This window comes from Vallitalea okinawensis (assembly GCF_002964605.1).
Taxonomy (GTDB): domain Bacteria; phylum Bacillota; class Clostridia; order Lachnospirales; family PQDH01; genus Vallitalea_A; species Vallitalea_A okinawensis.
In genome coordinates, this window is record NZ_PQDH01000015.1 from 45,243 (window position 1) to 67,920 (window position 22,678).

At 35.3% G+C, this 22,678-nt stretch carries 22 protein-coding genes and 1 riboswitch; of the genes, 15 read left to right on the forward strand and 7 right to left on the reverse strand.

What is annotated here, in order from left to right; genetic code table 11:
* Positions 1 to 17: 17 nt before the first annotated feature.
* Genes C1Y58_RS23790 through C1Y58_RS23805 form a run of 4 tightly spaced genes read right to left on the reverse strand, consistent with a single transcriptional unit; the run spans position 18 to position 3,834 of the window.
* Positions 18 to 689, reverse strand: coding sequence for an ABC transporter ATP-binding protein (locus C1Y58_RS23790; RefSeq protein ID WP_105619509.1), 672 nt, complete (start codon positions 687 to 689; stop codon positions 18 to 20).
* Positions 686 to 1,222: a hypothetical protein gene (locus C1Y58_RS23795; RefSeq protein WP_105619512.1), complete on the reverse strand. Its 537-nt coding sequence runs from the start codon at positions 1,220 to 1,222 to the stop codon at positions 686 to 688. The genes C1Y58_RS23790 and C1Y58_RS23795 overlap by 4 nt, the downstream gene beginning before the upstream one ends.
* A 13-nt stretch (positions 1,223 to 1,235) precedes the next feature.
* Positions 1,236 to 2,420: an ABC transporter permease gene (locus C1Y58_RS23800; protein ID WP_105619514.1), complete on the reverse strand. Its 1,185-nt coding sequence runs from the start codon at positions 2,418 to 2,420 to the stop codon at positions 1,236 to 1,238.
* Between the two features lie 22 nt (positions 2,421 to 2,442).
* Positions 2,443 to 3,834 carry an efflux RND transporter periplasmic adaptor subunit gene (locus tag C1Y58_RS23805; protein WP_105619516.1) on the reverse strand — a complete coding sequence of 464 codons (1,392 nt, stop codon included), beginning with the start codon at positions 3,832 to 3,834 and terminating at the stop codon, positions 2,443 to 2,445.
* A 236-nt stretch (positions 3,835 to 4,070) separates the two neighbouring features.
* Between C1Y58_RS23805 and C1Y58_RS23810 the strand changes: the two genes are divergently transcribed.
* The 5 genes from C1Y58_RS23810 to C1Y58_RS23830 all read left to right on the forward strand — a co-directional run bounded on the left by C1Y58_RS23810 (position 4,071) and on the right by C1Y58_RS23830 (position 8,910).
* Positions 4,071 to 5,252 (forward strand): ABC transporter permease, encoded by a 1,182-nt coding sequence (locus C1Y58_RS23810; protein ID WP_105619518.1) that lies wholly within the window; start codon positions 4,071 to 4,073, stop codon positions 5,250 to 5,252.
* Between the two features lie 35 nt (positions 5,253 to 5,287).
* On the forward strand, positions 5,288 to 5,953 hold the full coding sequence (locus tag C1Y58_RS23815; protein ID WP_105619520.1) for an ABC transporter ATP-binding protein: 666 nt from the start codon (positions 5,288 to 5,290) through the stop codon (positions 5,951 to 5,953).
* A 117-nt stretch (positions 5,954 to 6,070) separates the two neighbouring features.
* Positions 6,071 to 6,682, forward strand: a complete 612-nt coding sequence (locus C1Y58_RS23820; RefSeq protein WP_105619522.1) for a hypothetical protein — start codon at positions 6,071 to 6,073, stop codon at positions 6,680 to 6,682.
* A gap of 124 nt (positions 6,683 to 6,806) precedes the next feature.
* Entirely contained in the window at positions 6,807 to 7,481 is a 675-nt protein-coding gene (locus C1Y58_RS23825) for a response regulator transcription factor (RefSeq protein WP_105619524.1), read from the forward strand.
* Position 7,482: 1 nt separating this feature from the next.
* On the forward strand, positions 7,483 to 8,910 hold the full coding sequence (locus tag C1Y58_RS23830; protein ID WP_105619526.1) for a sensor histidine kinase: 1,428 nt from the start codon (positions 7,483 to 7,485) through the stop codon (positions 8,908 to 8,910).
* 106 nt (positions 8,911 to 9,016) lie between these two features.
* Here C1Y58_RS23830 and C1Y58_RS23835 read toward each other — a convergent pair whose 3' ends face one another.
* Positions 9,017 to 9,904: a helix-turn-helix domain-containing protein gene (locus tag C1Y58_RS23835; RefSeq protein ID WP_105619528.1), complete on the reverse strand. Its 888-nt coding sequence runs from the start codon at positions 9,902 to 9,904 to the stop codon at positions 9,017 to 9,019.
* Between the two features lie 154 nt (positions 9,905 to 10,058).
* Here C1Y58_RS23835 and C1Y58_RS23840 point away from each other — a divergent pair, with 154 nt between their 5' ends.
* Positions 10,059 to 10,655: a hypothetical protein gene (locus C1Y58_RS23840; RefSeq protein WP_105619530.1), complete on the forward strand. Its 597-nt coding sequence runs from the start codon at positions 10,059 to 10,061 to the stop codon at positions 10,653 to 10,655.
* Positions 10,656 to 10,736: 81 nt separating this feature from the next.
* Positions 10,737 to 11,528, forward strand: a complete 792-nt coding sequence (locus C1Y58_RS23845) for a GNAT family N-acetyltransferase (RefSeq protein WP_105619533.1) — start codon at positions 10,737 to 10,739, stop codon at positions 11,526 to 11,528.
* Between the two features lie 105 nt (positions 11,529 to 11,633).
* Here the strand turns inward: C1Y58_RS23845 and lysA are convergent, their stop codons facing one another.
* Positions 11,634 to 12,884 carry a diaminopimelate decarboxylase gene (lysA, locus tag C1Y58_RS23850; protein ID WP_105619536.1) on the reverse strand — a complete coding sequence of 417 codons (1,251 nt, stop codon included), beginning with the start codon at positions 12,882 to 12,884 and terminating at the stop codon, positions 11,634 to 11,636.
* Positions 12,885 to 12,915: 31 nt separating this feature from the next.
* Positions 12,916 to 13,599: a TrmB family transcriptional regulator gene (locus tag C1Y58_RS23855; RefSeq protein ID WP_105619538.1), complete on the reverse strand. Its 684-nt coding sequence runs from the start codon at positions 13,597 to 13,599 to the stop codon at positions 12,916 to 12,918.
* A 253-nt stretch (positions 13,600 to 13,852) separates the two neighbouring features.
* Between C1Y58_RS23855 and C1Y58_RS23860 the strand changes: the two genes are divergently transcribed.
* The 8 genes from C1Y58_RS23860 to C1Y58_RS23895 all read left to right on the forward strand — a co-directional run bounded on the left by C1Y58_RS23860 (position 13,853) and on the right by C1Y58_RS23895 (position 22,568).
* Positions 13,853 to 15,481 carry a putative manganese-dependent inorganic diphosphatase gene (locus tag C1Y58_RS23860; protein ID WP_105619540.1) on the forward strand — a complete coding sequence of 543 codons (1,629 nt, stop codon included), beginning with the start codon at positions 13,853 to 13,855 and terminating at the stop codon, positions 15,479 to 15,481.
* Between the two features lie 174 nt (positions 15,482 to 15,655).
* A complete protein-coding gene (locus C1Y58_RS23865) occupies positions 15,656 to 16,993 on the forward strand; it encodes a replication-associated recombination protein A (RefSeq protein WP_105619542.1) in 1,338 nt (445 codons plus the stop codon).
* A 16-nt stretch (positions 16,994 to 17,009) separates the two neighbouring features.
* Positions 17,010 to 17,408: a secondary thiamine-phosphate synthase enzyme YjbQ gene (locus tag C1Y58_RS23870; RefSeq protein ID WP_105619544.1), complete on the forward strand. Its 399-nt coding sequence runs from the start codon at positions 17,010 to 17,012 to the stop codon at positions 17,406 to 17,408.
* 88 nt (positions 17,409 to 17,496) lie between these two features.
* Positions 17,497 to 17,675: riboswitch (cobalamin riboswitch) on the forward strand.
* A 252-nt stretch (positions 17,676 to 17,927) separates the two neighbouring features.
* On the forward strand, positions 17,928 to 18,995 hold the full coding sequence (cobT, locus tag C1Y58_RS23875; RefSeq protein WP_105619546.1) for a nicotinate-nucleotide--dimethylbenzimidazole phosphoribosyltransferase: 1,068 nt from the start codon (positions 17,928 to 17,930) through the stop codon (positions 18,993 to 18,995).
* 60 nt (positions 18,996 to 19,055) lie between these two features.
* Positions 19,056 to 19,796, forward strand: coding sequence for an adenosylcobinamide-GDP ribazoletransferase (gene cobS, locus C1Y58_RS23880; protein ID WP_105619548.1), 741 nt, complete (start codon positions 19,056 to 19,058; stop codon positions 19,794 to 19,796).
* A 30-nt stretch (positions 19,797 to 19,826) separates the two neighbouring features.
* Positions 19,827 to 20,417, forward strand: coding sequence for an alpha-ribazole phosphatase (gene cobC, locus C1Y58_RS23885; RefSeq protein WP_105619550.1), 591 nt, complete (start codon positions 19,827 to 19,829; stop codon positions 20,415 to 20,417).
* Positions 20,418 to 20,502: 85 nt separating this feature from the next.
* Entirely contained in the window at positions 20,503 to 21,567 is a 1,065-nt protein-coding gene (locus C1Y58_RS23890; protein WP_105619552.1) for a pyridoxal phosphate-dependent aminotransferase, read from the forward strand.
* Positions 21,564 to 22,568: an ABC transporter substrate-binding protein gene (locus C1Y58_RS23895; RefSeq protein WP_105619554.1), complete on the forward strand. Its 1,005-nt coding sequence runs from the start codon at positions 21,564 to 21,566 to the stop codon at positions 22,566 to 22,568. The genes C1Y58_RS23890 and C1Y58_RS23895 overlap by 4 nt, the downstream gene beginning before the upstream one ends.
* The last annotated feature ends 110 nt before the right edge of the window (positions 22,569 to 22,678 follow it).

Here is a 22,678-nt window from a genome sequence, read left to right on the forward strand (position 1 = left end):
AGACCTCCTATATAAAATCAAAGATGAACGATGCCATCTTTAACATGAATAATTCTTTTTGCGTGATTGGCAATTTCTAAATCGTGTGTAATGATAAGGATGGTATGACCCTGGGCATTGAGTTCTGAAAATAAGTTCATAATTTCTTCACCAGTAGTGGAATCAAGGTTACCTGTTGGTTCATCAGCCAAAATCAGACTAGCATTATTCACTAAGGCTCTAGCAACTGCAACCCTTTGCTGCTGACCACCGGATAACTCTAAAGGTTTATGATGCATTCTATCACCTAAGCCTACTGAGTTCAATGTCTCTTCAGCTTTTTCAAGAGCTTCATCCTTTGTACTGCCACCTAGGATCAGTGGCAGTGCAACGTTGTAAAGAGCTGTATATTTATTAATTAAGTTAAATTTCTGAAAAACGAAACCTATTTTCTGATTTCTTATATAAGAATAGTCATCATCTGTCTGATCGTCTATGTCCTCGCCATCAAGATAATAACTACCCGAATCCATAGTATCAATACAACCTAGTATATTCATTAAAGTGGATTTACCTGAGCCAGATGGACCTAAAATGGCCACAAGTTCACCTTCATAGATATCCAAACTAACTCCTTTTAAGACCTTAACACTTTGAGTGCCCATCTGATAAGCTTTATGGATGTCTTTCATCTCGATAATTTTTCTCATCGTTTACCACCACCTCCGCCCATCATGCCTCTCATACCGCCTAAGCCCCCCATACCTTGTTGCATATTCTCATTGTCAATAATGGAGACATGAACGATATTATCGATGGATTCGTTATAGGAAATTATAATCCGTTTTCCTTTCTTTATATCTGAAAGACTAGCTTCTCCCTCAATAGCATTACCTTCGTCATCATATTGGAGTTCGACTATATTGATGCCAATGGGGATAGTAGTCACTAAGGTTTCAGTCTGGATGTTTCGTCCAGCGCCTTGACCCCGATTTTCCTGGTCCATATTTTCTGCGTTTTCTCTATTGATCTGTTCTCCACCTTCTTGGAATTGAGCTTTTCGCTCCTCCATCTCTTGGAGATTCATAGTCATACCTTCAACAGTAACTTCATTTCCCATGATTTCGGTGACTTCTCCAGTAAAACGATGGGTAGCCGTACTAGCTGTATCTTCAGCATTTTCAGAACTGCATGCTGTAAGTAGAAAACTCATTAGCAGAACTAGAAACATTATTTTTTTCATGATCAATCACTTCCTATTCATAATTTAAAGCATCAATTGGTTTTAACTCAGCTGCTTTCTTGGCAGGATAATAACCGAAGAAGGTTCCTGTAACAATTGAAAAAGTTAAACCGAGAAGTACACCTTGTATGGAGGGTATAAACTGAAGATCTGTATAGCTCATTATAGGATAGACACATAGACTAATCAGACCACCAATTAGTCCTCCAGCTAAACTTATGATTATGGATTCTAATAAGAATTCAAGCATAATATCTTTTTTTGTTGCACCAATACTTTTCAAAATACCTATTTCTTTCGTTCGTTCTTTAACTGAAACTAATAACACGTTCATGATCCCTATACCACCAACTAAGAGTACTATACCGGATACACCAATTAATAAAGATGTCATAGTCTTTTGTGATTCTTTTGCAGCCTCTAATTGCTGCCCAGCATCAGTAATGATGATACTGCTTATATCACCTTTTCTTTCTTCTAACATTTCTTCGATTTCTGACATAGCTGCATCCACTGAGTCAACATCTACTGCCTGTGCGTTGATATTGACCCTTTCGGATTTAACCACATAGGATGCAGCTGTTTCATAGGGGACAAAAGCAGCACTATCGCTGCTGTTAAAACCAGAAGTATCACCAGATTGCTCCAAAACACCGATAACTTCATAATTTCTACCACTTATTTTAATTTTTTGTCCAAGGCTATCCACTACATTGTCTCCGAATAAATCTTCAGCTGCAGTATAACCTAACACAACCACCTTCTGCCTTTTATCACTATCTTCATCTGTAAATGGAATGCCAGCTATTAAATTCCCATTATTAATATCTAGATAGGACTCATTGACACCTAATACAGACGAAGTCACTTGATTAGTTCCGTAAGATAGTGTAGAGTTTCCTTGAATGGAGACGGCTATATCTTCAACGGCTGATAATTCTTTAAGAGCTTCAGCATCTTCCAATGTTAAGTTGACGGTGCTACTCTGACCTCTATTCATGCCCCCTCTGATCATGATTGTTTCTGCGCTAAGGTCTGCAAATTGCTCATTAATGGCTTCAGTACTTGCCATGCCAATGCCGACTACCATGATAATGGTAAAGGTACCAACAATAATGCCTAATGAGGTTAAAAAGACCCTGAATTTATTTTCCTTGATATTCAATAATACTGCATGTATTAGTTCATTGATGTTCATTCATTCACCACCTTGTCAATCCTTAATAAAGGACAACTTCTTTCACATCTAGTCCCTCAGTAACTTCAACATACTTGCCATCTGTTAGACCAGTCTTAATCTGTTTTTTTTCAGTACCACTTTCACCTTTAACATCAACATACTGAATACCATCTTCAACGTAAACAGCATCAACAGGTATTTGAATAACTTGTTCTACAGATTTGAGTATAAAATCCAGACTACAAGACATACCATTTTTAATAAGCTCACTATAAGAATCCATAGCTTCTGAATCTGTCAGTTCAACGGTAACATCAAATGAAACAATACCATTATTATCAATATTAGGAAGAGATGACATGCTTTGTACTTTGGCTTTGAAGATAACATCTTCGATTGATTCAAAGGTTACATCCACAACTTGATCAAGATAAATATTAACTAAGTCGATTTCAGAGATGACTGTATTAATGGTAGGATTTTCAGCGTTTTGTAAAACTATAAAATGGTCTGTTCCTGCTTCAGCTTCATCAGTTTTGAAACCGCTTATAATGATTTCTTCACCTAAATCCTTTGATATGTATAGTACTTTACCATCAACGGGAGAGGTTAGTTCCGTATGAGCAACATCTTCCTGGGCTTCATTTAAGGCTATTTCAGCATTGATTAAGTCGATTTCTTTCATTTTAAGATCAGGTGACTCGCCGCTGAGAAGCTGATCATAAGATTTTTTTAAACTCTCATATGTTGTCTCTGCTTCAAGAAGTGTATTCTCATACTGAGTCACATAGTAATCATAGTTAGTAGTCGTCTCATCTAATTCAAGCTTTGTATCATCTAGCAACTTCTTTTTATCTTCCATTTCAACTGTAGAGTATTGACTTTCAGTTTTCAGCATAAGACTGTATTCAGAATCTAATGTAGCCAGATCATATTCAAGATCACTAATATTCTTATCTAACTCTTTTATTTGCAGTTCATAGTCTGTTTTAGCACTTTCATAATCTCTATAGGCCTGATCCATATCTTGCTTTAATTCCAGAAGATCATCACCAGTTGCAATCTCATAGTTAAGTTGACTTTGTTGATAGGATAAATCTTTAAGTTGTAATTCTTTTTCATATTCTGTTGCATCTAGTTTAGCTAATAAGTCACCAATGCTTACTTCTTCACCTTCTTCAACGAGAATATCTTTAACCTCCCCGTTAATTACAAAGTCCACATTAGTTATAGGAAGATCTGCCTCCCCGTCGCCATAGAATGTAATCTTAATATCACCTATTCGTGAGGTATATTCTTGCAGGACATCAGCCTCTGCACTCTGAGTATTGTAATACCTATAAACACCTATTAAAGTGATAGCTAATAGAATAAAAATAATGATAAAACTCTTCTTAAACACCTTTTTTGATTGCTTTTCTTTTTTTTGCATATGACAACTCCTTTCTCTAAGAATTACTATACTTTTCCACTGTGAGAACTAGATGATAGTTATATGAATAAATTGTGAACAGTTTTTAGAAAAGCTTTTTATAACCTTAAATTTAAAACTCAAATACATAAATGGAAAAAAATACAATGATGTTATAGAAGTTATTTAAAGTTTCATCAAACTATGAACACATTACTTTGTTAAGATAGACTCATCAATTTGAGAGAGGTGACAGCATGAAATTAATTGAGATTTTATTTGCAGTATGGATGGATATAAAAGAAAACAAAACGAGAATATTTTTAACTTCTTTGGGTGTTATCATCGGGACTTGTACGATCATCATGGTTGTAGGTATCGGTATAGGAAGTAGTAATGAAATTAGTCAGCAATTTAGTGATTTAAGTAGTGAAACGATTTTAATTCGATCCAAAACATTTGGCAGAGAGGAAATAGTAAGCTTAAACAGTGAGGATTTAGAAGTGTTGAAACAAATCGATAGTATACAAAATTTAGGTATATCACAAAGTGGAAGCGCTTCATTAGGAAATGGTGAAGAGATTAATAATGTAAGTCTTATAGGTGTTGACAGTCAGTATTTTGATATTAATGATATGGGAATATACATGGGTGAAGGTTTTGAAGAAGAACAAATTACTAATGAGGAGCAAGCTATTATACTTGGAGCTAGTAAAGCAGAAGAACTTTACGGCGAAAACTTAGAAGAAGCAATAGGATCTATCTTAGTATTAGGGAAAGAAGAATATACAATAATCGGTATACTTGAAGCATCCAGCGATTTAACTGGAGTGGGGGGCTACGATCAAAAGATATTTATGCCTTTTACAACTATGGATGCTAAGGAATTAACGAAGGGGACTATGATGATCAGTGCTCAGGCACTTTCAATCGATGATGTTGAAGAAGCGATCTCAGCTATTGAAGAAGCTTTAATAGAAGTTAAAGGGAGTATTGAAGGCATAGCCATTAATGATGCAGGTCGACAGTTAGAAGCTGCAAAACAATCTCAAAAGACCATGTCTTCCCTGTTGACTGGTGTATCCATTATTGTGCTCCTAGTTGGAGGAATCGGCATTATGAATGTTTTATTAGTATCTGTTAAAGAGAGAACCAAAGAGATAGGTATTTTAAAAAGTATTGGTGCCAGTAAGAAAGATATCCTATTGCAATTTTTAATTGAAGCTGTAGGTATAAGCTTAATAGGGGGGAGTATAGGAGCATTATTCAGCTATCTAATCTACCCTATACTCATGTTAACAAGCTTAAGATATACACCAAGTATTGAAGGTGTTTTACTAGGAATGGCTTTTGCATTATTAACTGGGACAATCTTCGGTTTCTATCCAGCGAAGAAGGCAGCAGATATGAAGCCTATTGATGCACTAAATATGGAGTAAAGCAATAACAACTAAGATTATTAGGAGGCTAAAGGATGGAAAAAGTAATAGAGATTAAAGGATTATATAAGTCATATTATCAGGGAAAGCAAGAGGTTCAAATCCTTAAAGATGTATCATTGGACATTCATAAAGGTGATTTTGTTGCTATACTAGGGCCATCCGGCTCAGGTAAATCTACTTTAATGAATATATTAGGTGGAATTGATACTTTAGATCAAGGAGAATATAAATTCAACAACACAAGTGTTGAAATGAAAGAAGATCTATCTAAAATGAGAAATGATCATATAGGTTTTATATTTCAGAAGTTTAATCTTATATCCAAGTATTCAGCGCTTTATAATGTAGCATTACCTGCCATTATCCAAGGGAAAGGTAGAAAGGATGCTTATGAGCAAGGATATAAAATGCTTGGAAAAGTAGGCTTAGCAGAAAGAGTCAATCATAAGCCTGTGGAACTGTCAGGAGGTCAACAGCAAAGAGTTGCCATTGCGAGAGCTTTAATTAATGAGCCGGAACTTGTATTAGCCGATGAACCAACAGGTAATCTGGATTCGAAGTCAAGTGATGCTATTATGGGTTTATTGCAACAACTTCATAGGAAAGGACATACCATCGTCATGATTACACATGACTTAGAGGTGGCAAAAAAAGCAGAGAGAATTATTCATGTAAAGGATGGTCGTATTGTTGCTTAATGTTAACAGGGTTATCAAAATACTATCACATAGATGATTTATACTATAACTACATTGATGTAATAGTTCAAAAATCAAAGAATCAGGTAAAAACCTGACATATAGGAGGATATGACTATGAAAATGAAAAAATTAGCTTTAGTATTAGGTTGTGCAATGTTAATGACAGTAACAGTAAGTGCTCATGAAGCAAATGAATTGAGAGAACAGGATCAAATAAGTATAGTTCAAAGGATAAGAGATAATGATAGAAATCTATTACGATGGTTTGCATTAGCTGATGGTGAACATGATGATTTTGAAAGAGGACAATTAAGAGAAAAGATTGCTTACTACAAAGAAAACCCAGACGAATTACAAGTATTAGTAGATGAAAGAATAGAAGAAGCTATTGAAGAAGGTAAAATTACAGAAGAGATGGTTGAGCAAGTTAAGCATTACCGAGCAAATCCAGAAGAATGGGAAGCTGTGAAAGACGCAAAGCTACAAGAGAAGATTGAAGAAGCCATCGAAGAGGGTAAAATCACAGAAGAGATGGTTGAAAAGGTTCAATATTACCGAGCCAACCCAGAAGAGTGGGATGCAGTTAAAGAAGCAAAGATGGAAGAAAAAATTGATGAAGCCATCGCAGAAGGAAAAATTACTGAAGAGCGAGTTGAAAAAATAAAAGAGCGTCGTGAAAACCGCCAAGAAAGAAGAGCGGATATTAGAGAGATGATAAAAAGATAATTGGAACCCTTGAAATAGGGTATCTAACCTGATAAGATTTAGAAAAAAGTGTTTATGGGCTGTCTCTGTATAAATTTGTGAGGCAGTCCATTGACCACGTTAAGTTATGGATAGAGGTGGCAGTGTGAGAGGTATTACAATACTGGTAGTTGAAGATGAATTGGCTATTAGAAAATTGATTTCTCGGTATATGATACGTGAAGGCTATGAAGTTATTGAAGCCGAAGATGGTGAGGTGGCAATGGACCTGTGGCAAAACCATGAAGAGATTGATCTCATTATTTTAGATGTCATGTTACCTAAATTAAATGGATGGCAAGTGTGTCAGAAAATAAAAGAAGAGAGTGATGTACCGATCCTTTTACTAACAGCTTGTAGTGAAGAAGAAGACAGGGTTATGGGATTTGACCTTGGAGCAGATCAATATATGGCAAAACCTTTTAGTAATAAAGAGCTCTTAGCACGTATCAAAAACATGCTAAAGCGAATCAAGAAACAGTCTTTAGAAGATCAACTAGAAGTTGCTGGACTTACGATCAATACCAAGGCACGCCAGGTTTTTTATGATAGTAAAGACTTAGAGTTTTCTAAAAGAGAGTATGACCTTTTATTATTTTTTATTAATCACCAAGATAAGGTTTTTAGCCGCCAACAGATTTTAGATCTTGTATGGGGCAAAGACTACGAAGGAGGAGAAAGAACTGTAGATACACATGTTAAATGCTTACGTAAGAAGTGCCCTTCATTAAAAGAAAAGTTAAGAACCATGCGTGGTTACGGTTATAAATTAGAGGTGTAATATGAAAATTACATTAAGGAAAAGAATCTTTATAGGCTATTTAGTCATATTAGGTATCACCTTGTTTGGAGGATACCTTATTTTGGATTTAGTATCTCAAACCTACTTTGAGCTACAAAAGACCAATCAAATAGTAGCCAAAGGCGATGAGCTAGCCAAGAATTATGATGAGTTAGATACTGAAGCTTTTATAGAATATTTAGAGCGTACAACTGCTTTTGATACGAGTAACTACATGATCATGAATAAGCGGAATGGAATTCTTTATTCCACCAGGCGGTATTCTATTTTCTCCCGAATTGATGTTGATAGAATTTTATCTTCTCATATGAATAAGCAACCAAAACTTAAGCAGGAGGAGGGAAGGGTTTGGGGAATAGCTGATTTAAACTTTGAAGATTATCAGTTATTAGTGTACTATAAAATCTTCAATGATGGTTACTCCTTACTAATAACTGAAACGTTGAAACCTATAGGGCAGACAGTAGCTATTATGCAACCTTTACTTCTAGGTATATTTCTCATTATGGCTTTAGCCATCATCATACTAACTTATTTCCTTGCCCGAAACATCACAAAGCCTATTGAAGAACTGACCAACATTACAGAGGCTATGTCTGATCTTAATTTTAAACTCAAGTATATGGGAAGTAGAGAAGATGAAATTGGTACACTTGGTAAAAGTGTCAATCAATTAGCCAGCGAACTGGAGCAGACTATTTTTAGACTGGAAGAAGAATTAGCCAAGGAAAAAAATTTAGATAAGATGCGAAAGCAATTTGTAGCCAAAGTGTCACATGAGTTGAAAACACCTTTAACTATTGCTAGTGGGTATATAGAAGCTATCGAGGATGGAGTACCTGAACAAGATGAATTGGAAGGGTTCTATACGATTATTAAAAAGGAAATACAACGAATGAGTACCATGGTAAAGGAATTATTGGATCTGGCTAGTCATCAATCAGGCAGTTTTCGCATGAAAAAAAGGGAAATGGACCTAGGAGTACTGCTTAATCAAATTTATAGCAAATTTAAAGAAACGATGAATCCAGCTATTCAATTTACTATTGACTTACCTAGAGAACCAATGCATATGGTAGGGGACCCTATTCGGCTAGAACAAGCAGTAAGTAATTTACTTAGCAATAGCTTGAAGCACGTTACAGAAAATGACCAGATATTTATTAGAGTAAAGCAAGAAGAAAGTGCTTATCAAGTAACTGTAGGCAATACAGGACCTAAGATTGAAGAAAAAGAAGTCGGTATGATCTGGGAAGCTTTCTATCAAAGCAAGGATAATAAAAAGAAAGGTTTGGGATTAGGACTGGCCATTACGAAAGAGATTATTTCGCAACATGGTGGTCAATGTTTTGCAAGGAATACGGCTGAAGGTGTTGAATTTGGATTTATGTTGCCCATCAATCATTAGTCAAACCTATATTGCTCTTAAGGAATCGCAATAATAAGAAGGTAGCATTGTGCTACCTTCTTATTATAGGATTGGTGAACGATTAATGAACTACAATATTAATTAATCATACTACGGGAATATACAAATCTAATTCACAATAATCATCTCTACAAATGCTCATATCAATGTATTCAAATTGATAATGGGTACTTCTATTTAAAGGTTTTTCTTTTAGTAAATAATCATCCTTAAAATTCCAGATATCAACTAGATGTCTCCAAGTTAATTCTTCTGGTGGAAAAAATCCAATCAATCGAAAAACTGAATAGTTGGATGCTGGTACAGTACAAGATTCAAAATCCTTAGGTAGTTCTTTCTGGTTATCTATCTCTAGACTAGTTAAGTAATATGTATATTCATTGCTAGTAGTATCCCAGTAGGTATAACCATAATAGATGTGTGGATTTATAGCATTCGTTAAATGTTGACGATGATTATAAAAAAAATCAATGGCTACATTAGTAGCTTTATAGTTTTTTTCATTTTCCCTTAGTTCTACTTTATTAAGTATGCCACCAAGTGTAAAAGATGGTCTAAAAATATGAAAAGGTTTGATAATAACAGAATTTTCAAGCTCAGTAAGTAAGGAGATATCTGCTTTGGGTGTAATATTGACAGACTTGGGGTTTTGCCTGAATTCAGATGGTGATAGGGAAAATTCTGTTTTAAATGCTCTTGTATAGGACTGTTCATATTTGAAACCAAACTTCTTTGACACTAGAGCCACTGTCTTATCAGAATTCACAAGTTCGTATAGGCTTTCGGTAAGTTTTCGTGATCGTGTATATTCGATTAACCCTTTTCCCGTTATGGATTTAAATAACCTTTGAAGGTGATATTTTGATAAATAAATATTAGCTGCAATATCATCTATGGAAAGAGGCTTATCTATGTTCCCATCTATAAATTCTATGGTGTTTTTCACATGTTCTTTAATATGCTTACTCTTCACTATCTCACTCCTGTAAAAACAGCATTTTATGTTAAAGCATTTGCTTCTATTTTATAGTATAATAGTAAAAAGTTAATTTGTAAAAGATTGTATATAAGAGAAGAAAGAATAATTGATTTGAGGATTTTTTAGTATATAAAATTGGGGGAAGAAAATGAAACAAAAATTTAAAAAGATAGCTTCTTTACTGGATGAAAAATATGGTGTAGACAAAAGAAAGACTTTAATGGAGGGGGTAGAAATAATCTTCAGAGATAATCCTAAAAGCACAGAAAATTGGATGAGGCAGTTTATAAATAAGCTTAATAATGAGTCTGATTGTGATTTGAAGACCATATTTGGTGATTATTGTCCTTGTAAGATTCAAAGAGATACCATTGAGAAGGCTAAAAAGATTTTAGCGTCTTCTTCAAGTATAAGAGATTTTGTAATAACAATGAATGAAAAGAGAGTTATCGGTAAGAAGATAAGGTATGACGAAGATAATCATATCATTTACATCACAAAATTATATGCATGTGATTGTGGGGGAGGTTATGATAAGGGGAACAGTGTAATAGCTCAACGATGTCATTGTGATCTAGTATATGCTACAGAAGAATACATAACAATGGATTATTGCTATTGTGCTGGCAAATTCTATGAACCATTATTCAAAGAACTATTTGGTAGCAACGTTATGATTAAGCCTGTGAAAACAGTATTAACTGGTCACCAAGAGTGTATCTTCGCAATACAGTTGTTAATGTGATGCATTTATTATCGGTTTACAGTAAGATCATAGTTTGAGTTTTCTATATGGGTACAACATAAATCATAAGGAGTTCTATAAATGAAGAAGGGAATGAAAAGGATGGATAATCATTATTACTATTCAGTTATTCAAAAAGGTATTAACATGTATTGGCGAACATTAGCTAGAGCAAGAGGCCTGACATTACATAACGATAACGAAGGAGTGGAGTGGGTATCTTCCAACGATGAAGATGGACCTGCCATGATCTTTAATATATTGATTGATTCTAATGACAGGGATAAAAAGGTGAATGATTTAATAGAAAAAATGGTGGAGGGATCTCTGCCGCCTAATATACTTATTACACCATGTTCAGCACCGGAAAATTTAGCTCACAATCTTGTCAGTAATGGATTTAAATTGGATGATGCATCTTTATGTATGGTGATGGATTTAAAGGAACAGTCTCAAGAGATAGCTGACCAATGGGTGGATGTCATGAAAGTAACAGATGAAATGATGTTGAAAAAGTGGGTTGACATTATTAATGTAGCCTTATTTGGTATTGAGATCATGAGCTTTGAGCAATTCTACGATATTTTTTCTGCAGATAATGTATGCTTAACGTTAGCTACCTATAAAGGGATTCCAGCTACTGTTTGCATGACAATTACTGATGGTGATATAGGAACAATAGAATTTGTTGCAACTTTGAAAGAATATAGAAAAAAGGGATTGGGTACAACTATTCTCAAAGCAGCTCTTAAAGATTTAGAAGAAAAGGGGATAAAATCAGCCACGTTGAGAGCTGCACCAGATGGAATCTCTCTATATAAAAAACTTGGATTCATAGAGTATTGTAAACGTATAATGGTAAGTGTTAAATAATGAAAGGATGCATTAGCATTTTTATAGAGATTAGAATTGGATTTGAGTTACATCAGTTAAAAAGCCCTCAGTACTTTAACTTAATGAGGGCTTTCAGTATATAGATTAAAATCCTCGCAATAGATCTTCAAGGGTATCTCTTTTTCTTATAAGTCTTGGATTACCTTCTAGGTCAATAAGAACCTCTGCAGGGCGTAATCGATTATTGTAATTAGAACTCATACAGTAACCGTAGGCACCAGCATCTAAAACACCGATGATGTCACCTTCCAAGATTTCTGGAAGCTTTCTTTGATTAGCGATGATGTCGCCGCTCTCACAAATGTTACCTACAATATTAACAACCTCTTCTTTACCAGATGCAGCTCCTTCTTCACGATAGATTTCAACATCATGATGTGAATCGTACATAACAGGGCGTTTCAGTACATTGAAGCCAAGATCTGTACCAACATACTTCATACCATAATTGTGTTTAACTGCATGAGCAGTACCGAGAAGAACACCACACTCAGCAGAAATGTAACGACCAGGTTCAACTTTAACAGTAATATCTTTACCGTATCGTTTCATCCAATCTTTGATCACTTCTTCTAAACGTGTACCAAGTTCATTAAGGTCTAAACGTCTCTCGCCGTATTGCTTACGGTAAGGTATACCAAATCCGCCACCAAAGTCCACAAACTCAAGATCAGCGAAGTTTTCTGCAATAGCTAAGACGCTTTTGATACCTTCAATGTATTTATAACTGTCCATAAATAAAGAGCCGATATGTTGGTTAATACCAATAAGTTTAAGATCATATTCTTCTAAAACTGCTTTTACATTGGGGATAAGCGCTGGATCTACACCGAATTTTGTCTTTTTACCACCGGTTACAACTTTTTCATGATGACCAGCACCTACACCTGGATTAAAACGGATACATACTTTACCTCCAGGATTAGTTTTACCGTATAGCTCTAGCTGTGATAGAGAATCCACACTAACAGTAATGTTTCGATCAATGGCATATTGCATTTCTTCAGCAGATACGTTATTGCTTATGTAAAGTATCTGATCAGGTGTAAAGCCAGCTTCTAATTCAACGAAGATTTCGCCAGGTGACATGGCATCAGCATTTAAACCTTCATCTCGAGCAACTTTTAATAGATGTAAATTACCGTTAGCTTTAACAGAGTAGTTAACAGTAAACTTATCATAGTTGATCAGGGATTTTAGCTCTTTACATCTTTCACGAAGAATGGCTTCATTATAGACATATAGAGGACTGCCGAATTCCTTAACTAGTTCAATCGGGGTTGTATTACCATAAAATTGGTTAGTATTTGTTACTTCATTAAAAGCGTATTGCATATGAGTTTACCTCCTTAAAATTTACCTTTGTTTAATCTTGCATGGTAATCAATTCTATTTCATTTATAAAAGCTTCACGTATGATATTGACTAGAGTACTATTTTTTGAATAAAGTGCTTCAAAGGAAGATATTAGTTTACCGGAAATGACTTCCTTTGTATCCACAATCATTTTGAAATTATCTTGGATCATATTTTTTGCCATATAGGTTGTTGAACTATAAGGAAAATCTTCATTTGTTATGATGACAACCTTTAAACCCCTCTCTTTAGCTCCCATTAATTCATCTGCAAATAAGTTAAGCTCTTCATGATCTGCAGAAATATAAATCCGCATTTCTGCTAAGTTAATCATGTTGATGATTTTATCATGAATATTCTTTTTACCTAATACAGTGATGTAAGGTTCATGGCAGATCGGGGAAAAGTCCAAGTGCTCATCAAGGTAGTTAATGGTTTTATCAAAATCTCTTTTAATATTACTTAATAACTCCTCTTTAGGAGTGGCGATATATTTAGTTTTTGAATGTTCAACAATCAAAGCACCACCTTTTTCTACGAGCGTAGATAGAGATGCGTAAGCGTTAGAGCGACTAATACCTGTCACTTTAGCCACTTCATAGCCGCTAAGTTCACCGTTTTGACACAAGGTTATGTAAATAATAGCCTCTTGCTTTGTGAAACCAATATTTTTTAATCCATGAATTAAGTCCATTTTATTACCTCTCAAATATAGTGGTTCTATTTAGAACTACTATATACTAAAATAATATATTTGTCAATGCTTAATGAGAAAGATTTTCAAATACTGCTATTAATAATATGATATAATAAGATTTAAGAAGATTACATATAGAAGGAATCAAAAACTACTTTACATATTTGAGTTTTTGGATATAATATGTATACAAGATGATTACCTTATCCAAAAGATCTATAGGATGGGGGTATAAAAAGGGGTAAAGGGAATGAAAAAACCATTATATGTTTTTGGCCATCAAAATCCAGACACGGATTCCATCTGCTCATCTATTGCCTATGCTAATTTAAAGAGGCAAATGGGTTATGATGAGGTTGTTGCGGCCAGATTAGGGGATGTTAATAAGGAAACAAAATTTGCACTTAATTATTTTAGGGTTGATGATCCCGTCTTAATTGAAACATTAAATCCACAAGTTAATGATCTCAATTTAGTGAATATACAAAGTTTAAAAGAAGACGATACCTTAAAAAAAGCTCTCAGTCTTATTATTTCACAGAAGGGTCATATTATACCTATCGTTGATGAGGATAATAAATTCACAGGCATTATCTCCATATCCGATATTGCACCTGCATATATGGGGTTAGCTGGAAAATCTTTATTAAATATTACAGAAACACCTTTTAAGAATATCAGAAATGTATTGGATGCTACGATTATAGTAGGTGATATTGAGGGTAAAGAAGTTGAAGGTAATGTCTATACAAGTGCGGAGCTACTGACAGATTTAGCTATTTCATCAAACGATGTTGTCATCTATACATTAGATGATGGTTTAGAGAAAAAAGTATATCAATCTGGAGCAGGTCTAATTATTGTAGCTGAAAGTTTGCACCAGCATCAAGCCATTAATATACCGGAGGATTATAATGGAGTTGTATTATCCGTTCAATATAGTATTTTTGAAATAATAAAACTCATGTCACAAGCCATACCTGTGAAAACCATGGTTAACACCAATATGTTAGAGTATTTTGATATGGATGATTATATTGATGAAGTTAAGGATAATATGTTGTCATCCAAACACCGCCGTTTTCCGGTGATTGATAAAGAGGGTTATGTTAAAGGAATTATCTCAAAGAGTAGTTTGCTTAAGATAAACCGTAAGAAAGTTATTCTTGTGGATCATAATGAAAAGGGGCAATCTGCTAAAGGGATAGAGGAAGCAGAGATCATTGAAATCATTGATCATCACCGTGTAGCGGATATTCATACCATGGCGCCTCTTTATTTCAGAGCGGAACCCCTAGGTTGTACAAGTACTATTATTGCAAAGATACATGAAGAAAGAGAGATACCATTTGATAAAAAACATGCTGGTATTATGTTAAGCGCCATTCTATCGGATACCTTATTATTTCATTCACCTACTTGCACAAATGAAGATAAACGTATTGCTCATAAGTTAGCGAACATTGCAGATGTGGATCTTCATAAGTATGGCATGGAGATGATTACTGCCGGCACCACTCTAGAGGGAGAATCTGCTGAAAGCTTAATCTTTAGGGATATGAAGAAGTTCTCACTTGGTAAATACAAAGTTGCCATTTCACAAATCAATACAACTGACTTTGAAGGTTTTAATTATGTCAAATCAGAAGTTGTAGATGAAATGGAGGACTTTGCTAAGAAAGACAAGGTTGACCTGGTTCTTATGATGGTAACCAATATTATTAGTGAAGGAACAGAACTTGTTGCAGTAGGGTCTGAAAGATGGATTGTTGAGAATGCCTTTGAGTTCCAAAGAAACGAAGTAAGTAAGTTCCTACCAAAGGTTTTTTCACGCAAAAAACAAGTTGTACCTGTCATTATGAATGCATCACGATTGTAGTGGAATATCAAACTTCATATAGAAATCTAAAGGGACTATCTCGGTGAGTAGTCCTTTTCTGCACTTCATTCAATTTCAGCTTAGATGAAACGAGTTGATGCCTTCAATAATAGACATACGGACATGTGTTTGGTATAATATGATTAAGTTATAGTCGGTTACGGAGGATGAGTCATGGATCTTTTTGAATATACAAGACAAAAGAGTTTAGAAAAGGAATCACCTTTAGCTGCAAGGATGCGACCTACTCAATTAGAAGAAGTAGTTGGGCAAGAGCATATTATTGGTGAAGGCACGTTATTGTACCGTGCTATTAAAGCTGATAAGTTAAGCTCCATTATATTTTATGGACCACCTGGAACAGGCAAGACCACATTAGCTAAGGTTATTGCCCATACTACAAAAGCGGATTTTAGACAATTGAATGCTACTATAGCTGGGAAGAAAGATATTAATAAAGTTATAGACGATGCCAAGACCACAATGGGTATGACAGGAAGAAAGACTATTTTATTTATAGACGAGATTCACCGTTTTAATAAAGCACAGCAGGATGCATTATTACCTTCTGTTGAAGATGGAACGATTATACTCATTGGTGCTACTACTGAGAATCCTTATTTTGAAGTGAATAGCGCACTACTATCAAGATCTAGGCTTTTTAGTTTGGAACCTTTAAATGATGTAGATATCAAAGCATTAGTGGAACGAGCTTTAAAGGATACGGAAAAGGGGTTAGGGAGTTTTAATGCTTCTATTACCCATGAAGCATTGGATTTCATTGCCAACGTTGCAGATGGTGATGCAAGGGCAGCATTGAATGCCATTGAATTAGGTGTTCTGACGACAGATAAAGATGAAGAAGGAAAAATTCTTATAACCTTAGAGATTGCGGAAGAGTGTATTCAGAAAAGAGCGGTACGTTATGATAAAGATGGTGATAACCATTACGATACGATCTCAGCGTTCATTAAGAGCATGCGAGGGTCTGACCCAGATGCAGCTATTTACTATCTAGCAAGGATGCTTTATGCTGGAGAAGATATTAAATTTATTGCACGTCGAATTGTTATATGCGCATCAGAAGATGTTGGTAATGCTGATCCAAGAGCTTTGCAAGTAGCTGTATCAGCAGTTCAAGCCGTCGATTTTATAGGGATGCCAGAAGCAAGGATTATTTTGTCTCAAGCTGTTGCATATGTAGCCAGTGCTCCTAAAAGTAATGCATCTTATGTAGCCATTAAACGTGCCTACAAAGATGTTGAAGATATAAAAGTGGTTACATTACCTAAACATTTAAAAGATACCCACTATTCAGGATCAAGAAAACTTGGTCATGTAGGGTATAAGTATGCTCATGATTATCCGGATCATTATGTGGTACAACAATATTTACCTGATGAAGTAGTAGGACGGCATTATTATGAGCCAGCGGACCAAGGTTATGAAAAAACTATTGGTGAGCGTCAGCATACAAGAAAGCAACGCCATGAAATTGAGGAAGAATCCTAAATAGTGAGGTGGAAGAATGCTAAAAGAGCTAAGGGTAACAACTAATAAAGAGACTGAATTTGTGGACATAACAAGAGAGGTGGCTAGGGTTGTTAATGAGTCAGGAATCGAAGAAGGGCTTTGTCAAATTTTTATCCCCCATACTACAGCTGGTGTGACTATTAATGAAAACGCTGATCCAGATGTCCAAAGGGACATGCTATATGAACTTAATAAGGTTATTCCATTTAATGATGGCTATCATCATATGGAAGGTAACTCAGCAGCGCATATTAAATCAAGTATGATGGGCTTTAATCAAACAGTTATCATTCATCATAATAAACTCTTATTAGGTACTTGGCAAGGTATCTATTTCTGCGAGTTTGATGGACCTAGAAACAGAAAAGTTTATATTAAAATTTTAGAAGGCTAGTAAATTAATTTGAAATTGAATTAATCTCTATTGTCCTATTGAATATTAAATAGACTAGGTGTATAATGAATGTGTCATGAATATAATTGAATAAAATAATCGACAGGGTGCCCTTCTAAGGGATAAAAGGGAAAACGGTTAGATGCCGTTGCAGCCCCCGCTACTGTATTGGGAGACGAAATCCATATAACCATTGGCAACTGCTGAGAAGGTTGGAGAGTAGATAAAGCCCAGAGCCAGGAAACCTGCCATGTCGACTGAAACTTTCGCCTTCGGAGGGAGAGGTAGAGAGGATTAAATGTTAACACATAACCTAGTTATACTGGTTAAAAGATGCACACTCCCTTAGGAGTGTGTTTTTTAGTGTAAGAAAGTGTGACGTGTCACTTTCCTAACGATACAAACTTCCAAAGGAAGACGTAGCGTAGCTACTTTTGCTCTATAATAAACTTCAATGAGCTGGGCTCCCCTCCATGCTTTCGGCATTAACAAATTGAAGATAAAGAAAGAAGGATGTATATGCAAACATTGGAGAAGGTTTTAAAAGGAATTCAACCCTTAGACCAACAAGTGCTAAAGGATGCTGAAAGTCGTGTTGATTTTTTAGCTAAACCCATTGGTAGTCTTGGCAAACTTGAAAAACTAGCCATTCAAGTGGCTGGTATAACAGGAAGTATCCATAATCAATTGGATAAAAAGTGTACTGTAGTTATGGCAGCGGACAATGGCGTGTGGGATGAAGGTATTGCCATTACACCTCAGCATATAACAGCTGTTCAAACCATTAGCATGCTCAAAGGGATAGCTGGTATAAGTGTTTTATCTAAACAAGCAGGTGCAGATTTGAGAGTCGTTGATATCGGTATTAAATCAGATGTTAACTACCCTGGACTTGTCCAAAGAAAGATTAGAAAAGGTACACGTAATTTGGCTATAGAGCCTGCTATGACTCATGATGAGGTTGTTAGAGCCATCGAAGTAGGTATTCATATTGTCAAAGATTTAGTTGACGAAGGGTATAAGATATTAGGAACAGGTGAGATGGGGATTGGTAATACCACAACAAGTGCAGCTATTGTAATGGCTTTATCAGGATGTTCTGCTGACTTAGCAGTTGGAAAAGGAGCGGGATTGACTGATGAGGGGCTGATCAACAAAAAAAGTATTATTACAAAGGCATTAAATTACCATAGCATTAACCCTTCTGACCCTATTGATGCGCTAGCGAAGGTGGGAGGATTAGATATTGCTGGTTTAGTAGGATGTTTTCTAGGAGCAGCATATTATAAAATCCCTATTGTCATTGACGGCGTTATTTCAGCAGCAGCGGCCTATACTGCATTTAAGATATCACCCATATCTAAAAATTATATGATACCATCCCATAGTTCATTAGAGCCTGCATATGAACGAATCATGAAAGAAATGGGTATGGAGCCGATGTTACTAATGGATATGCGCTTAGGTGAAGGAACGGGATGTCCCCTTGCCTTTTCTATAATAGATTCAGCTATGGCCATGATGGACCATATGGGGACATTCAAGGACATTGAGTTAGATACAGATTATTTAATTGATATAAGGTAGTAAAAACACTTAGTTAGTCTTCTATATTAAAAGATAGAAAGAAGATGTGAGGAAGAAAAGATGAAACATTTTATATTGACACTCCAATTTTTAACCCGTATACCTATACCCATTACCATTGAAGTAAAGGAAGATTCTTTTGCTAGAGGTGTTGCTTATTATCCACTGGTTGGAGGTATAATTGGTCTGATTAATGTTTTGGTTTTTCATTTGTTTCAACAGGTAACAACAGATTATATTGCTATTGCTATGGTTTTATTGGCGAATACTATGGTGACGGGAGCTTTTCATCTAGATGGGCTTGCTGACACCTGTGATGGTATTTATTCCAGTCGTACGAAGGATAGAATGCTAGAAATTATGAAAGATAGTCGAGTGGGTACCAATGGTGTACTGGCAATTATCTTTGACTTAGGGCTAAGATTTATATGTTTATATGCTTTACTGGAAGTTGATATCCTATGGGCCTTATTATTAGCACCTATTGGAGCTAAGACTTGCGTAGCTCTACTACTGGGTATATCTAAGTATGCCAGAAAAGAAGGTTTAGCGTCCATGTATCTTAATCATATGACGAGATGGCCTGTTATCATTGCATTAATTCTAGGTGGAAGCATCTTTTTTATTTCATTAAAATGGAATGGCTTGGTCATCTTATGCATCATGTTAGTCTTGTCATACCTCTATAGAAACTATATCTATAAAAAGATTGATGGTATGACTGGAGATACCTTAGGAGCAGCAAATGAATTGCTAGAAATCCTTTGTTTCATTCTCATGATTGTAATTATAGCAAGGTAACCTTAAGTCAATATATCTGGTAGGTGAATTATGCTAAATATCTATTTTGTTAGACATGGTGAAAGTGAGCTCAATGAATCTGGTGTTTATTATGGTCACACAGATTGTAACTTGACTTTAAAAGGTATCCAACAAGCCGATGAAGTCAAAGGAAAACTAAATGATAAAGTCTTTTCAAAGACTTTCAGTAGTCCTTTGAAGAGAGCTTATGACACAGCTACAATAATCCTCGGTCATCAGAAAAAGAGTATAATAGATTCTAGGATTATGGAAATGAATTTTGGTCAGTGGGAAAACTTGAATTATAAAGCCATTGAAAAGGACTATCCTGAGCATTGGGTTCAATTTTGTAATGACTATGAAGCTACAGCCCCCCCTGGAGGAGAATGTCTCCTAAACGTTTATGATCGCATTAAGGATTTCATAGATGATTTAATGTCAGCAGAGGAAAAAGGTAATATTTTGATTGTATCACATCAAGGGTGTTTACGTCTCATGTTATCCTATTTGTTAGGAATGGAAGCTAAAGGGTTTTGGCATTTTGGTTTCAGGCAAGGGTGTTATAGCGAATTGCAAATAGATGAGGTTGGTCACTGTACTGTTATGAGTATTAATAAATAAGAAGCTGTATAATTAGTAAGTTGAATATACTTATTCATAAAATCTGATTAAGCACAGCTAATTACTATATAGAAGGAAGAAAAATATGTATGACCATGGTGCAAATATATATGCTTATAAAAAAAAGCTTTTAGATTATAGCTCAAATATTAATCCATTAGGTATTCCAGATTCATTTAAAGAAGCTCTTATACAGGGGATATATGAATTTGAAAGATATCCAGATTATCGTTATCATGAATTAAAGAAGGCTTTAAGTTCTTATTTAGAAGTTGATTCAAAGGATATACTAGTGGACAACGGTTCTGTTGAACTTATCCATAAGGTGATACAGTGTGGTTTTCATAAAGTGGTTACATTAGCACCCACTTTTTCGGAATATGAAAAAGCTGCTGTTAAGGCAGGGGTTCCCTTTGAGGTAATACCTTTAACCAAAGGAATAGAAGGAAATCATAGCTATTATGATCTTGATGACGAGAAACTTATAGAACGAGTAGAAAAAGAGACGTTGGTTATCATTTGTAATCCCAATAACCCAACGGGTAATTTACTATCTAAGGATAGGTTAGAGAATTTAATAGCTCATATTACAAAAAAAGGCGGATATTTGCTGGTTGATGAGGCTTTTATCGAATTATCACTAAACCCTCAAGCAACCCTTATGAAGAATTACAAGCAGTATAAGCGTTTAATTATTAGTCGTGCAGCAACAAAATACTTTGGATTACCAGGTATACGGCTAGGGTATATGATCACCAGTAATGAAAGGCTTTTAAATAAATTAGCTGCCGGGATTGGTCCGTGGCAAGTGAATACAGCAGCAGAGTTGGCAAAGGTTATTTTTAAAGACAGAGACTATATGATTAGAACTAACGAAACTATCAGTAAGGAGATCCCCTATTGCTACAGGGTACTTCAAAAAATAAATGGTATTAAAGTGTATAAATCCAGCACTATTTTTCATCTCGTTGAGCTAGAGAATGATTTTGATGCTTATAGATTAAAAGAAAATCTTATCGAGGCAGGTTATCTTATTCGCACACCTGATGGTTTTCGCGATCTGTCTCAACAGTATTTTAGAATAGCAGTAAAAGGTTCTACTCATAACATTCAATTTTTAAAAGTTTTAGAGAGAGAGGTAAGCAAATGAAGTTAAAAAGTTTATTTATATCAATAATGATACTCATATTGATGTTAACATTTGTAGGATGCAGTAGTGACAACGAGAGTGTGGGTGAGGACGCCTATCAAAATAGTAATCAAATAGTTAAGGAGACTGAAGAGGAGCCTGTAATAGAAGAAGTAACTGAAGAATCATCTGAAAATACAAGCATTACATATCCACTAACAGTTGAAACTATGGGTGGTCAATTTACCATTGAAAAAGAACCTATGTCAATTGTTTCTGTTGCTCCCAATATTACAGAAGCCTTATATGCGATTGGTGCCGCTGATAAAGTGATTGGACGTACATCCTTCTGTAATTATCCAGCAGAAGTTATGGGGGTACCTGAAATAGGTTCGTTAATGGAACCTAATATTGAATTGATTATTGAGTTAGATCCAGACATCGTTATTGTATCAACTCATTTTTCTGAAGAGGCTGCCAACCAGTTAAATAATGCTGGCGTTCAGACTATTGCTTTATACGAGCCTGAAAGCTTTGAAGGAGTATACTCTATTATTGAGAAATTAGGTCTTGTTACAAATCGTAAGATTGAAGCTGAAGCCGTAGTTAAAGGGATGCAAGATTCAGTAGAAGACACTACGTCTGCATTAGCTAATATAGAAGAAAAACCGTCTGTCTATTATGTTGTTTCATATGGTGATATGGGTGATTATACAGCAACGGGTGAAACTTTTGTTAGCCAAATGATTGAGTTAGCTGGAGGAAATAATGTTGCAAAAGATGCGACGGGCTGGGCATATAGTGCTGAAAAATTAGTAGAGGATGATCCAGAAATTATCTTAATAGGAGAATGGATGTACGAAGGATTTATAGCCACAGAGCCCTATACGAATTTAACCGCAGTTAAAGAAGGAAAGGTTCATATTGTTAATGAAGACATTATCAATCGTCAAGGACCACGTTTACCAGAGGGGCTATATGAATTCGCACAATTCATCTATGAAGATATGATTCAAAAGTAAAGAAAAGGGACGCGTGTCCCTTTCTTTTGACCAAGAGGTGACTAACTATTAAAAGTCAATAGTTTTTTGAGAAAAATTCTGAAATAAAAATGGGCATGACAAATAAGCCT

Excerpts from the sequence above, each read along its gene's own strand:
- C1Y58_RS23790 (WP_105619509.1), bottom strand. The coding sequence starts at position 689 with ATGAGAAAAATTATCGAGATGAAAGACATCCATAAAGCTTATCAGATG.
- C1Y58_RS23795 (WP_105619512.1), bottom strand. The coding sequence starts at position 1,222 with ATGAAAAAAATAATGTTTCTAGTTCTGCTAATGAGTTTTCTACTTACA.
- C1Y58_RS23800 (WP_105619514.1), bottom strand. The coding sequence starts at position 2,420 with ATGAACATCAATGAACTAATACATGCAGTATTATTGAATATCAAGGAA.
- C1Y58_RS23805 (WP_105619516.1), bottom strand. The coding sequence starts at position 3,834 with ATGCAAAAAAAAGAAAAGCAATCAAAAAAGGTGTTTAAGAAGAGTTTT.
- C1Y58_RS23810 (WP_105619518.1), top strand. The coding sequence starts at position 4,071 with ATGAAATTAATTGAGATTTTATTTGCAGTATGGATGGATATAAAAGAA.
- C1Y58_RS23815 (WP_105619520.1), top strand. The coding sequence starts at position 5,288 with ATGGAAAAAGTAATAGAGATTAAAGGATTATATAAGTCATATTATCAG.
- C1Y58_RS23820 (WP_105619522.1), top strand. The coding sequence starts at position 6,071 with ATGAAAATGAAAAAATTAGCTTTAGTATTAGGTTGTGCAATGTTAATG.
- C1Y58_RS23830 (WP_105619526.1), top strand. The coding sequence starts at position 7,483 with ATGAAAATTACATTAAGGAAAAGAATCTTTATAGGCTATTTAGTCATA.
- C1Y58_RS23840 (WP_105619530.1), top strand. The coding sequence starts at position 10,059 with ATGAAACAAAAATTTAAAAAGATAGCTTCTTTACTGGATGAAAAATAT.
- C1Y58_RS23845 (WP_105619533.1), top strand. The coding sequence starts at position 10,737 with ATGAAGAAGGGAATGAAAAGGATGGATAATCATTATTACTATTCAGTT.
- lysA (WP_105619536.1), bottom strand. The coding sequence starts at position 12,884 with ATGCAATACGCTTTTAATGAAGTAACAAATACTAACCAATTTTATGGT.
- C1Y58_RS23855 (WP_105619538.1), bottom strand. The coding sequence starts at position 13,599 with ATGGACTTAATTCATGGATTAAAAAATATTGGTTTCACAAAGCAAGAG.
- C1Y58_RS23860 (WP_105619540.1), top strand. The coding sequence starts at position 13,853 with ATGAAAAAACCATTATATGTTTTTGGCCATCAAAATCCAGACACGGAT.
- C1Y58_RS23865 (WP_105619542.1), top strand. The coding sequence starts at position 15,656 with ATGGATCTTTTTGAATATACAAGACAAAAGAGTTTAGAAAAGGAATCA.
- C1Y58_RS23870 (WP_105619544.1), top strand. The coding sequence starts at position 17,010 with ATGCTAAAAGAGCTAAGGGTAACAACTAATAAAGAGACTGAATTTGTG.
- cobT (WP_105619546.1), top strand. The coding sequence starts at position 17,928 with ATGCAAACATTGGAGAAGGTTTTAAAAGGAATTCAACCCTTAGACCAA.
- cobS (WP_105619548.1), top strand. The coding sequence starts at position 19,056 with ATGAAACATTTTATATTGACACTCCAATTTTTAACCCGTATACCTATA.
- cobC (WP_105619550.1), top strand. The coding sequence starts at position 19,827 with ATGCTAAATATCTATTTTGTTAGACATGGTGAAAGTGAGCTCAATGAA.
- C1Y58_RS23890 (WP_105619552.1), top strand. The coding sequence starts at position 20,503 with ATGTATGACCATGGTGCAAATATATATGCTTATAAAAAAAAGCTTTTA.
- C1Y58_RS23895 (WP_105619554.1), top strand. The coding sequence starts at position 21,564 with ATGAAGTTAAAAAGTTTATTTATATCAATAATGATACTCATATTGATG.